Below are 10,586 nucleotides of genomic sequence, written 5' to 3'. Positions count from 1 at the left end.
TGTGTCAGGCTGCGCAGGTGCTCGAACACGTCGTTCGGTTCGGCGCGTGAGACGGCCAGCCAGCCCCAGTCGAGGGCGTCGGTTTCGGCGATCCAGGGCAGGAATGCCGAGTTCGGTTTGAGTTCGGTGACGTAGGGCATCACCGGTTGCCAGGTGGAGTAGGGCGTGCCGCCCCAGATCGGCAGGAGCTGGGCGGTGGGTTCGGTCAGGTACAGGGTTTTCAGCGCGTCGGCATCGCTTGCTGCGCTGACGATCAGGTACAGGCGCTCGCCAGTCTGCAACGGCTGTTGTGCCAGCCAGTCCTTGGGTGTCAGTCGATCAGATGGCACAGGCACCTGCCTTGCATTTTTCGCACTCTTCGCAGAACGGCGCATTACGTTTGAGAGTGTTGATTTGCGCCGGGGTCAGCACGGCGCCAGCCTTGTCGGCATCCGCCTGCTTCAACACGCCCGGCAGCAGTGGGGCGGCGCCGGTGCCGCTGCCCGGTCCACCACCGGAGTTGATGTTGATCGCCGGCCCGCTCATGGTCACGCCGCCGCCGTCGATCTTGATGAAGCTGCCACCGCCGACCAGCGTCAGTTCAGCCCCGGCTTCCAGCACCACCTTCATGCCACTGCTCAGGTGAATTTCCTGGCCGGCGTCGATGAATTGTCCGGTGCCGATCTTGATGTGCTGGTTCACGCCCACGGTCAGGTGGTCGTTGGCCCGTGCTTCGACTTTGCGGTCTTCATAAACCGTGTGGTGTTCTTCGGCCTTGAATTCCGTGTAGCTGTTCTTTTCCACGACGTCGTGGCGTTCGTTGCCGACGCGGATTTTCTGGTCGTGTTCGATGTTCTCGTCCCAGTCGCGCTGGGCGTGGAGGAAGATCTGTTCCTGGCCTTTCTTGTCTTCGATGCGCAGTTCGTTGAAGCCGCCACCGCCCATCGAGCTCAGGGTTTTGAAGGTGGTGCGGGTCTTGTTCGCCGGCAGGGCGTACGGGACGGTGTTTTCCTTGTGGTACAGGCAGCCGCTGATCAGCGGCTGGTCGGGGTCGCCCTCGAGGAATGTCACCAGCACTTCCATGCCGATGCGCGGGATGGCGATGCCGCCGTACTGGGCGCCGGCCCAGGCGCTGGAGACACGCAGCCAGCAGCTGGTCTTGTCGTCGGCCTGGCCGTCGCGGTCCCAGTGGAACTGGACTTTCACGCGGCCGTATTCGTCGCAGTGGATTTCTTCGCCTTTCGGGCCTGTGACCACGGCGCTCTGGCTGCCGAGGATGCGCGGTTTCGGGTGGCGCAGGGGCGGGCGGTTCGGCACGTCCCACGGGGTGGCCTGGAAGCGGTTGCGGTAACCCTGATGGAAATCGTCTTTGAGCGCGGTGGTGTCGCTGGTGACCGACTCTTCCAGCACCTGCGGCTGCTTGCCTTCGTGGTGGACTTCGGTGAGCAGCCACAGGTCATTCCACTTGGCCTTCGGGTGTTCTTTGAGTGCGAGGAAATGGCCGCTGACCAGCAACGGCTGGTCGCTCTTGCCTTCGGCGAGCTGGAAGTCGCTGCGATGACGTTCGAGGGCGCGTTTGGCCAGGTGTTTGCCGCGCTCGCGGTCGATGAAACGGCCCGGGTAATCGTAGTCCTCGAGGTCGGGGAGGGCGTCGCCGCGGTTTTCGCTTTCCAGCGTCAGGCGCGGTTTTTCGAAGTCGTAGTCGCGGCGGGTGGTGCGGCTGGTACGGGTTTCCAGGCGCAGGTCGAAGCGTTTGATCACCGGGTTGCTGGCGACCATGCCGGAGTCCTGCTGATAGGCCACCGGCGCCAGTTTCTTGAACACCGTCTGGTCGTCGCCGAACACCAGTTTGTGGCCCGTGGCGCTGTGCTGGAAGTGGTAGTGAATGCCTTCTTCTTCGCACAGGCGCTGGATGAAATGCAGGTCCGATTCGTCGTATTGCACGCAGTAAATGCGGTCGGGGTAGATCGAGCCGGTCTGGAAGGCGTAGGCGTTGCCCTGGATGCCGTGTTCTTCGAGGACCTTGCCGATGATTTTCGGCACGCTGAGGTTCTGGAAGATCCGCTGGTTGATCCGGTGCGCCAGGTACGCCAGTTGCGGGCGCAGGGTCACGGAGTAGCGCGTCAGGCGCTTGCCGGAATCGCCTTGCGCGGCGCGGTAGATCAGGCCGTGGATACCGCTGCCGTCGGGCGACAGCTGCAGGAAGGCCGGTTTGTGCAGCAGGGTTTCGAGGTCCAGCGACGGCTGCTCACTGACCAGCTCCACCTCGAACACAAAAGGCTGGCTGATGGCTTCCCGACCGGTGAGGGTAAACACCTGGAAATCGGCGGAAAGACCTTCGATGGTCAGGGCAAAGTGGGTTTCATTGGCCGGCGCGAACATCCCTTGTTCCTCGTGCTGTACAGCGGCGTTCGTCGATTACCGTCAAGCGGTTCAACGCACGCGAAATTCTGGAGGGGCGTAAACAACATCGACCAGCAGAGCTGGCCGATGCTTGTAACGATCAGCCGTAATTAAACGACTGGAGCACGCCAGTCATCGGAACCCGAAGTACCGGATACTTCGTGGGTCCAGGTGATTTTGCGGTAGGTGAACTGCACTTCTTCCAGGTGGGTGAAGTGGGCGTTCGATGGATCCTGGCAGTTGTGCATCTTGTTGTTGATGGCGACGATGATCGCGTCTTCCAGTTTGGTGGTGTAGTAGTGCTCTTGGGTACCTTGAGCCGAAGTGCGGTACCACTGGATAACGATTTCGCTCATGCGCTCGCCGGAGGTCAGAGCGGCTTGCAGCAGTGGCGAAGCCTTGTCGTAGACCTTGGTGATGATCACTGGCTTGTGAACGCGCTGACCGGTTGGCTGACCGGATTGCGGGTCACGCGGGATGATCACGTCGTGGCTGAACGCCTGAACCATGACCTGGTCTTCGTGGCCTTCCTGGTAGGTGTTGCCAACGGAGTCGGCGGTGAAGGCGCCGGCAGTGATCAGGCCTTGTTTTTCGCCGGTAACCGACATGTACGCTGGTGTTGCCATGGGAGGTGCTCCTTGCGGATAAAGTTAGGGTGCCCGGGAGGCGAAATCGCCCGGTGGGTGCCTGACTGTTATCAAGGAGCGTGCCAGCTTTTGCCACGTCCCCGGGAGCCGGGGACTCCACCACTCTGGATCGCGGCTTTGAGCGTTTTTTGATCAGTCAGGTGGCTGGAAGTGNCTTCTTGCGCACTTGGCTGGAGGCCTTGAAATACATGGCCTCTAGCGGAATCGGTGAGCATTTTTACAGAACAAGTGCGCAACTTCTTGCGCAGTATGGCGTTAGGCCATGCCTGGCGAGTACTTCGTTCTACCTTCCTGAATAGTGTGATGGGGGCTGGCTGCTTTCGGCCAAAAGCGGCCATTCGCAAATAGAGAGGTTGACTGTCTGTTTCTTTGCATAGCAGCATCTCAGCCAGCACTCTCGCTAACGTCCGATACATGGCTTCCTATGTCTATTGACCTTGATGAGTTGTTAGAGCGCGTGATCGATGAGCAATCGTTCATTAGGTTTATCGAGGCTCTTGGTTCTGATTTTGCCAGTGAGCGTGTGTTGGAGGAAATGACGCCATCGTCTCCTTATGAATCTAGCGTCTTGGGGTGGGAAAATGAATCTGTAGATACCTTTCTCGATGCGGCGGCTGCATGGGCGACCGCCAGTACCAAAAGCTCTTCGCAAAATGTTCCTGTTTCAAATGTATGGCAGCGGTGTGCATCCATTTTGCTGGCTGGCAAATTTTATGAGTGAACCCTGGCTCTTCCTTCAAAGAAACTGAGAGATTCATTCAGTCTGCTTATGGCCGAATGCAGGCGGGTGTTACCTTGTTTCAGCTGCGTCAGGAGGCCAGCTCTCATAGAAAGAGCCGCCTACAGGGATCGGGTTGCCATCCAATATGGTATGCGGCCCATGCCAGTAGGTGTGCCATGCGTTCGGCAGCAACTGGCGACTGTCCGCAAGATTCTCTGACTTCGTCTAGCCGTACTCGGCAAACAAAGTCCGGGTGCCTCCGTCCCACTGATCCAGAAATATGCAAAACAGAGTGAACTCGCGCTGACTGAGTCCTTCGGAACTTGAAGAGGCTGTTCTTCAATTCTTCCATTGTCAGAGGATTCCACCATGCGAGCTATGACCTACCAAGGCGCCCACGACGTCAGAGTCGAAACCGTGCCGGATCCGATCCTTGAAGCACCCGATGACATCATCCTGCGAGTAACCGCCACGGCCATCTGCGGTTCGGACCTGCACCTGTATCGGGGCAAGGTCCCGACGGTCGAGCACGGCGACATCTTCGGCCATGAGTTCATGGGCATTGTTGAGGAAACCGGTTCGGCCGTGACGGCGGTGCAACGCGGCGATCGGGTGGTGATCCCGTTTGTGATTGCCTGCGGCGACTGTTTCTTCTGTCAGCATGCGCTGTACGCAGCGTGTGAAACCACCAATGCCGGGCCGGGCGCGGCGATGAATAAAAAGCGTATTCCCCCGCCGGCGGCGCTGTTCGGTTTCAGCCGGATGTACGGCGGGGTTCCGGGCGGTCAGGCCGAGCTGGTGCGAGTGCCGAAGGCCAACACTGGGCCGTTCAAGGTGCCGGGAACGCTTGCAGACGAGAAGGTCTTGTTCCTGTCCGACATTCTGCCGACGGCGTGGCAAGCGGTGATCAATTCCGGCGTCGGCGAAGGTTCGAGTCTGGCGATCTACGGAGCCGGACCGGTCGGACTGCTCAGCGCGGCGTGTGCGCGCATGCTTGGCGTCGAGCGCATCTTCATGGTCGATCACCATGCCTACCGACTGGCCTATGCGCAGCGCACCTACGGCGTGATCCCGATCAACTTCGATGAGGACGACGACCCGGCGGATACCATCATCAGCCAGACGCCCGGCAACCGTGGGGTGGATGGTGTGATCGATGCGGTGGGCTTCGAGGCCAAGGGCAGCACTACCGAAACCGTGCTGGCCACGCTCAAGCTCGAAGGCAGCAGCGGCAAGGCGTTGCGTCAGTGCATCGCTGCGGTGCGCCGTGGCGGTACGGTCAGTGTGCCGGGGGTGTATACCGGTTTTATCCATGGCTTCCTGTTCGGCGATGCCTTCGACAAGGGGCTGATTTTCAAGATGGGCCAAACCCATGTGCAGCGCTATCTGCCCGAACTGCTGGGGTATATCGAAACCGGGCGCCTGCAGCCGGACGCGATCATCAGCCATCGGCTGTCACTCGAGCAGGCGGCGGAAGGCTACAAGATTTTTGATAAAAAACAGGAAGACTGCCGCAAGGTCATCCTGACCCCGGGCCGCGGCGATGTGCCGCTGGCCGAAGCGGACGGCACGGCGCCGCTGGTGCCGGCCGTGTAAGCAAGCAGACCCGTGGCGAGATCCCCTCGCCACGGGATCACTGAGCGGGAGACGATCATGAAAACCATCTGTGCCTGTGTGGGGCTTTGTTCAGTGCTGCTGTTGCAGGGCTGTTTCGAAGGTTCCAATGATGCGCCGAACAAGGACGGCGACAAAAGCAAGGCGTCGCTGCAGATCCAGAAAGACAAGGCTGCCGAGTCGGACAAGTGATCGGCCGTGCGGATGAGCGAGCGAAACTCAAATGCGCTCGCCACGGTCAACCGGACAGTTCTGTTTCCGGACGCCTGCCATGTCCATTGCTGAAGCGACTGTTGATTATCTACGCGAACATTCACTGCTCCTGACCTCCGCCGAGTCATGTACGGCGGGAATGATTGTGACGTTGTTGTCCGAGGTCCCAGGCAGTGGTGAGTTCATCGAATGTGGGTACGTGGTGTACTCGCCTCAGGCCAAACAGCGCCTGTTGCGCGTCAACCCGCAGACCATTGAACGTTTCAACCTGACCAGCGTCGAGGTCGCCCGCGAGATGGTGGTGGGGGCGTTGCATGACAGCACCGCGAATGTGGCGGTGGCGACCACCGGCATTCTCGGCCCGGAGGACGTCGACGGTATCCCTGCCGGAACGGTGTGCTTTGCGTGGGCTTTTCAGTCGGCAGCAGGGCAGTTTGTCTACTCTCGGCAAATGCGTTTTTCCGGCAGTCGCTGTGAGGTGCAAAACCAGGCCACGGAGTACGCGCTGCAGGGCATACAGCAATTTCACCGTGCGGCACTGCAGGAGACGAGGAGTCCGGTTGATGACTGACGATGCCGACCACCCTGATCTGCGCAGCCGGGACGTGCCGTTTCGCGAAGACATGGCCTATCAACTGAAGGTCTGGCGCTTCGAGCGCTGCGGCTGGTATGCCTTGGTGCTGCTGATGGTGCTGGCCATGGCGGGACTGTTTTCCAGAGGCCTGATCAGCAGCCGCGACGTACGCTCCGAGGATGGCCAAGTCCGGGTGCAGTATGAAATGTTCCACCGTAACGGTTCGACCAACTCAATGCGTATCAGCCTCACAGCGGCGCCGGAAGCGACGGTGGAGCTTGAGCTGGCCGGTGATCTGTTGCAGGGCTTCAGCATCGACACTCTGCAACCGGAACCGCTGCCTAGTCGCAGTGCGGCCGAAGGCGTGCGCTTCTGGCTGCAGGCCGACAAGCAAGGCCAGGTGAGTCTTTACCTGAGCATGCGCGGCGACGGCCTGGGCTTGTATCGCAGCCACATCAGTACGCCAGGCTCCAGCGGCGTCACGCTTTCTCAATTCATTTTTCCGTAGGTGACCCATGGACTCGGTACTGCGTGCGGCGGTGATGTACGGGGCTTTGATGGTGCTGTTAAAGATCGCCGGCCGGCGTTCGCTGGCGGACCTGACCACCTTCGATTTCGTCCTGCTGATGGTCATCGGCGAGGCCACGCAGCAGGCTTTGCTGGGCGATGATTTCTCCCTGACCAACGCGGTGCTGGTGATCGTGACGCTGATCGCCATCGACGTCGGTTTCTCTTTGCTCAAACAGCGGTCGGGCTGGGTGTCGCGGCTGATCGACGGCGAACCGACGATCATCGTCGAGAACGGCAAACTGCTGCACCGACGTTTGCGGCATGCGCGGCTGATCGAGGCGGATGTCATGGAAGCCGCGCGTTCCAGTCAGGGTATCGAACGAATTGAGCAGATCAAGTTTGCGATCATTGAGCGCAATGGGAAGATTTCGGTGATTCCCAACGAGACTTGACTAATCACTTGGCAGGCTTAACTGCGGGTGACTTGCTTATAGCCTTCATAAGGCGGAAGGCAGGTCTATCCGAGTGCAATTTAAAAGTCTCGGTTTCGACTTGCCCTTGCGTGCTTATCAATTGTCTCTGCTATACGCCAGCACATGATCAGTGAAGTGCTGTGCCTTGTCGTGAGGCAGCGCATTAATCCTTTCCAGCTTCAGCAATAGTTCTACAAAATGGTCGGGCGCGTCAGATTTTTTTGCAGCGAGTCGGCTGCTGATTTCGATGATTGTCGCAACCAGTTCGTCCGGGTTGGCAATCGCCTCAGGTTCAATGGAATCGAGCATATCCAGATTGATTTGGCCCACGGGCGGCGCCATGAGAATGAGGCGCTGGAGAAGATCGTTGAAGCGCGGATCGAAAGAAAGCGGCATGTCTGCATCCTGACTTTTTTCGAAATATTAAACTTCGGAATCAAGGCAAAGGGCCATAGTTATTGACTTATTCCTGTACAGTGAGTTTGCTTTTGTACAACTCGAGGTGGATATTACCGATAGAAATAATTTTGGAACTTTAAAAGCAGTGCCCATTTGTTCATTGATTCAGCAAGTTGGCAATAAATAGAATTTTTCCAGCTTTGCCACTCGTCGCCCTTGATCAAAAAAATGAAATTTTAGTTCGCGGTATCGATTCAGAACTGTGTAACGCAATTTATAACGAATCTCATCTTACACACCCTGAGGGAATTGTCATGTTCTTACATAACAAGCGACTTCAATACACCGTGCGTGTTGCCGAACCCAATCCGGGACTGGCGAACTTGCTCCTTGAACAATTCGGCGGCGCCCAGGGCGAACTGGCGGCAGCCTCGCGCTACTTCACGCAAGCGCTGGCCGAGGATGATCCGGGTCGCAAGGATCTGTTGATGGACATCGCCACCGAGGAGCTGAGTCACCTCGAAATCGTCGGCTCCATCATCGTCATGCTCAACAAGGGCGCCAAAGGCCGAGTGGCCGAAGGCGTGGAAGAAGAGGGCGAGTTGTACCGGGCCATCAACGGGGCCGGCAACGATTCGCACATAACCAGTCTGCTGTACGGTGCCGGCGCGCCGCTGACCAACTCGGCCGGTGTGCCATGGACGGCTGCGTATGTCGATACGATCGGTGAACCCACAGCGGATTTCCGCTCGAACATCGCCGCCGAAGCCCGGGCGAAAATCGTCTACGAACGGCTGATGAACGTCACTGACGATCCCGGCGTCAAGGAAGCGCTGGGCTTCCTGATGACCCGCGAAATTGCGCACCAGTTGTCCTTCGAAAAAGCCCTTCATGCGATCCAGCCAAACTTCCCGCAGGGCAAACAACCCGGCATGCCGGAGTTCACCAACGTGTACTTCAACATGTCCCAAGGGGAGGGCAGCACGCGTGGTCCATGGAACCAGGGCGATGACTGGGAGTTCGTGGAAAGTCCAGAGCCTGCGGTGGATGGCGGCGACGGCAGCGCCAGCGTTCAGCTCAGTGCCGAGGAAGAGGCGCTGCTGCTGGATATGAAAGCGCGAACCATGTCCGACCCGGACAGCAACCCGATCACTGGCGCCGATCTGGGCGCGGGTGTTCAGGGGCAACCCGACGCGTGATGACCGGGACCGCATGCCGCAACGGCGTGCGGTTTTTCAATCGATAAGATCCGAGGTACCGCCATGAATCAGAACTCCGGGGTTTCCAGCAGCGACCTGGCGCATTCGCTGTTCAGTCGGTTTAACGCAAGCGTCACGTCGTATGATCGAACCGCGCAGAAGATCACCGAGACGTTGCGCCAATCCGTGCTCGACTCCACCGGCAAACGCTCTACCGGACGCTAGGAGGCGACATGTCACTCAGCTCATCGTCGACGCCAACGCCGCAGCGCAACGGGTGGAGCATGGCGTCCAGCGGCGGTTGGCCGGCCGTGTTGTTCTGGGCAACGCTGATGCTGGTCAGCGTCCTTCTGTTGTTTAGCGGTTACTCCGCGCTGGTCGGCGCAGACAAGGGAAACCTGCGCCTGGCCACCTTGGGTGGCCTGTCAGGATTCGGTGCGACCGCGTTGGGTGCGGTAGTGGCGATCATCCTGCGCGATATCAGCTCACGCACTCAGGACATCATGCTCGGCTTCGCCGCCGGCATGATGATGGCCGCCAGCTCCTTCTCGCTGATCCTGCCGGGTATCGAGGCCGCGCAAGCGCTGTGTGGCAATCCGTTGCTGGCAGCCTGCGTGGTCGTATGCGGCCTGGCCCTGGGCGTTGGCTTGATGGTCGGTCTTGATCGCTTCGTGCCTCACGAACATCAGCAGATCGGCAGACGCGGGCCCGATGCACAACGCATAAATCGCGTCTGGCTGTTTGTCCTGGCGATCACCCTGCACAACTTGCCGGAGGGCATGGCCATCGGCGTCAGTTTTGCCAATGGCGACATGAAAGTCGGCCTGCCACTGACCACCGCGATTGCCATACAGGACATCCCCGAAGGTCTCGCGGTTGCGCTTGCCTTACGCGTCACCGGGATCTCGGCCTGGCGCGCTGCACTGATCGCGATCGGTTCAGGTTTGATGGAGCCGCTTGGGGCGGTGGTCGGGCTGGGCGTGTCGGGTGGCTTTGCCATGGGCTATCCGATTGCGCTGGGGCTTGCGGCGGGGGCGATGATTTTTGTGGTGTCGCACGAAGTCATCCCCGAGACCCACCGCAATGGTCACGAGACGCCGGCGACGCTCGGTTTGATGCTGGGCTTCGGCGTGATGATGTTCCTCGATACCGCTCTGGGCTGAACCAATAACACTTCATCCATGAATCGAAAAGTGCTTTGAACACCTGCTCGGCAGGGTGAGTCACCTGTAATGAAAGCCACATTGGCGGACACGCTGAACGTCTCGCCCAGAACACTATCCAACCATCAGAAGGAAGTTAGAAATGGCTAGAAAAACTGTTGAAGACCTGTTCATCCATGAGCTGTCCGACGTTTACAGCGCCGAGAAGCAAATCACCAAAGCCTTGCCGCGCCTGGCGCGCGCCGCGACCAATCCGCTGCTTGCCGAAGCTTTCACCTCGCACCTTGAGGAAACCCAGGGCCAGATCGAACGCATCGACCAACTGGTGGAACTGGCCGGGCTGAAACTTAAACGCATGAAGTGCGTAGCCATGGAAGGACTGGTCGAAGAGTCCAAGGAGCTGCTCGACGAAATCGAAAAAGGCGCGGTGCTGGACGCGGCGCTTATCGGTGCGGCGCAGAAAGTCGAGCACTATGAAATCGCCAGCTACGGCACGCTGATCGCGATGGCCAAACACCTGAAACTCGAGGATGCCGTCACCTTGCTACAAGCCACGCTAGCAGAAGAAAAGGGCGCCGATGAAAAGCTGACAAAGATTGCCGAACAGGGCGGTAATCAGGCGGCGACCCTCGAAAAAAAATGAGGGGTTGAAGCGCTCCATATAAAACGCCACGGCGATTAAGCATGCCGT

At 59.0% G+C, this 10,586-nt stretch carries 14 protein-coding genes; 10 read left to right on the top strand and 4 right to left on the bottom strand.

Annotated features, from left to right (window positions below; translation table 11 throughout):
• The 3 genes from ACTJKS_RS17930 to ACTJKS_RS17920 form a co-directional block, all read right to left on the bottom strand.
• Positions 1–329 (bottom strand): DUF4123 domain-containing protein (locus tag ACTJKS_RS17930; RefSeq protein ID WP_440828916.1); only part of this gene is annotated, 329 nt, incomplete at its 3' end.
• Positions 319–2,361, bottom strand: coding sequence for a type VI secretion system tip protein TssI/VgrG (gene tssI / locus ACTJKS_RS17925; RefSeq protein ID WP_440828915.1), 2,043 nt, complete (start codon positions 2,359–2,361; stop codon positions 319–321). The genes tssI and ACTJKS_RS17930, both read right to left, overlap by 11 nt.
• A gap of 131 nt (positions 2,362–2,492) precedes the next feature.
• The gene (locus ACTJKS_RS17920) at positions 2,493–3,008 is read right to left on the bottom strand and encodes an Hcp family type VI secretion system effector (protein WP_039767797.1); all 516 of its coding nucleotides are present in this window, start codon (positions 3,006–3,008) and stop codon (positions 2,493–2,495) included.
• Between the two features lie 445 nt (positions 3,009–3,453).
• On the opposite strand from ACTJKS_RS17920, the gene ACTJKS_RS17915 reads away from it, so the two are divergent.
• The 6 genes from ACTJKS_RS17915 (at position 3,454) to ACTJKS_RS17890 (ending at position 7,113) form a co-directional block, all read left to right on the top strand.
• Entirely contained in the window at positions 3,454–3,750 is a 297-nt protein-coding gene (locus ACTJKS_RS17915; RefSeq protein ID WP_440828914.1) for a DUF7660 family protein, read from the top strand.
• Positions 3,751–4,119: 369 nt separating this feature from the next.
• Positions 4,120–5,346 carry a zinc-dependent alcohol dehydrogenase gene (locus ACTJKS_RS17910; RefSeq protein ID WP_440781081.1) on the top strand — a complete coding sequence of 409 codons (1,227 nt, stop codon included), beginning with the start codon at positions 4,120–4,122 and terminating at the stop codon, positions 5,344–5,346.
• A gap of 57 nt (positions 5,347–5,403) precedes the next feature.
• Positions 5,404–5,556 carry a hypothetical protein gene (locus tag ACTJKS_RS17905; protein WP_440828913.1) on the top strand — a complete coding sequence of 51 codons (153 nt, stop codon included), beginning with the start codon at positions 5,404–5,406 and terminating at the stop codon, positions 5,554–5,556.
• A 79-nt stretch (positions 5,557–5,635) separates the two neighbouring features.
• Positions 5,636–6,148, top strand: a complete 513-nt coding sequence (locus ACTJKS_RS17900; RefSeq protein ID WP_440781080.1) for a CinA family protein — start codon at positions 5,636–5,638, stop codon at positions 6,146–6,148.
• Positions 6,141–6,659, top strand: a complete 519-nt coding sequence (locus tag ACTJKS_RS17895; protein ID WP_440828912.1) for a hypothetical protein — start codon at positions 6,141–6,143, stop codon at positions 6,657–6,659. Before ACTJKS_RS17900 ends, ACTJKS_RS17895 begins: the two co-directional genes overlap by 8 nt.
• Before the next feature lie 7 nt (positions 6,660–6,666).
• Positions 6,667–7,113, top strand: a complete 447-nt coding sequence (locus ACTJKS_RS17890) for a DUF421 domain-containing protein (protein ID WP_440828911.1) — start codon at positions 6,667–6,669, stop codon at positions 7,111–7,113.
• Positions 7,114–7,230: 117 nt separating this feature from the next.
• Here ACTJKS_RS17890 and ACTJKS_RS17885 read toward each other — a convergent pair whose 3' ends face one another.
• A complete protein-coding gene (locus ACTJKS_RS17885) occupies positions 7,231–7,530 on the bottom strand; it encodes a hypothetical protein (RefSeq protein WP_440781075.1) in 300 nt (99 codons plus the stop codon).
• 317 nt (positions 7,531–7,847) lie between these two features.
• Here ACTJKS_RS17885 and ACTJKS_RS17880 point away from each other — a divergent pair, with 317 nt between their 5' ends.
• The 4 genes from ACTJKS_RS17880 to ACTJKS_RS17865 all read left to right on the top strand — a co-directional run bounded on the left by ACTJKS_RS17880 (position 7,848) and on the right by ACTJKS_RS17865 (position 10,538).
• Positions 7,848–8,732 carry a manganese catalase family protein gene (locus tag ACTJKS_RS17880; RefSeq protein ID WP_440781074.1) on the top strand — a complete coding sequence of 295 codons (885 nt, stop codon included), beginning with the start codon at positions 7,848–7,850 and terminating at the stop codon, positions 8,730–8,732.
• Between the two features lie 63 nt (positions 8,733–8,795).
• Positions 8,796–8,957, top strand: a complete 162-nt coding sequence (locus tag ACTJKS_RS17875) for a hypothetical protein (RefSeq protein ID WP_440781073.1) — start codon at positions 8,796–8,798, stop codon at positions 8,955–8,957.
• Between the two features lie 8 nt (positions 8,958–8,965).
• Positions 8,966–9,895 carry a ZIP family metal transporter gene (locus ACTJKS_RS17870; RefSeq protein WP_440828910.1) on the top strand — a complete coding sequence of 310 codons (930 nt, stop codon included), beginning with the start codon at positions 8,966–8,968 and terminating at the stop codon, positions 9,893–9,895.
• A gap of 142 nt (positions 9,896–10,037) precedes the next feature.
• Positions 10,038–10,538 (top strand): YciE/YciF ferroxidase family protein, encoded by a 501-nt coding sequence (locus tag ACTJKS_RS17865; RefSeq protein ID WP_085654118.1) that lies wholly within the window; start codon positions 10,038–10,040, stop codon positions 10,536–10,538.
• The last annotated feature ends 48 nt before the right edge of the window (positions 10,539–10,586 follow it).

Source organism: Pseudomonas sp. 22189, from assembly GCF_052045635.1.
GTDB classification, from domain to species: domain Bacteria; phylum Pseudomonadota; class Gammaproteobacteria; order Pseudomonadales; family Pseudomonadaceae; genus Aquipseudomonas; species Aquipseudomonas parakoreensis.
The sequence above is the reverse complement of the archived record's forward strand: the minus strand, read 5'-3'. Positions and strand labels throughout refer to the sequence as shown.

Bases quoted from the DNA above. Each gene is read 5' to 3' on its own strand.
- ACTJKS_RS17885 (WP_440781075.1), bottom strand. From the start codon at position 7,530: ATGCCGCTTTCTTTCGATCCGCGCTTCAACGATCTTCTCCAGCGCCTC.
- ACTJKS_RS17905 (WP_440828913.1), top strand. From the start codon at position 5,404: ATGAAAACCATCTGTGCCTGTGTGGGGCTTTGTTCAGTGCTGCTGTTG.
- ACTJKS_RS17870 (WP_440828910.1), top strand. From the start codon at position 8,966: ATGTCACTCAGCTCATCGTCGACGCCAACGCCGCAGCGCAACGGGTGG.
- ACTJKS_RS17910 (WP_440781081.1), top strand. From the start codon at position 4,120: ATGCGAGCTATGACCTACCAAGGCGCCCACGACGTCAGAGTCGAAACC.
- ACTJKS_RS17895 (WP_440828912.1), top strand. From the start codon at position 6,141: ATGACTGACGATGCCGACCACCCTGATCTGCGCAGCCGGGACGTGCCG.
- tssI (WP_440828915.1), bottom strand. From the start codon at position 2,361: ATGTTCGCGCCGGCCAATGAAACCCACTTTGCCCTGACCATCGAAGGT.
- ACTJKS_RS17880 (WP_440781074.1), top strand. From the start codon at position 7,848: ATGTTCTTACATAACAAGCGACTTCAATACACCGTGCGTGTTGCCGAA.
- ACTJKS_RS17920 (WP_039767797.1), bottom strand. From the start codon at position 3,008: ATGGCAACACCAGCGTACATGTCGGTTACCGGCGAAAAACAAGGCCTG.
- ACTJKS_RS17900 (WP_440781080.1), top strand. From the start codon at position 5,636: ATGTCCATTGCTGAAGCGACTGTTGATTATCTACGCGAACATTCACTG.
- ACTJKS_RS17890 (WP_440828911.1), top strand. From the start codon at position 6,667: ATGGACTCGGTACTGCGTGCGGCGGTGATGTACGGGGCTTTGATGGTG.
- ACTJKS_RS17915 (WP_440828914.1), top strand. From the start codon at position 3,454: ATGTCTATTGACCTTGATGAGTTGTTAGAGCGCGTGATCGATGAGCAA.
- ACTJKS_RS17875 (WP_440781073.1), top strand. From the start codon at position 8,796: ATGAATCAGAACTCCGGGGTTTCCAGCAGCGACCTGGCGCATTCGCTG.
- ACTJKS_RS17865 (WP_085654118.1), top strand. From the start codon at position 10,038: ATGGCTAGAAAAACTGTTGAAGACCTGTTCATCCATGAGCTGTCCGAC.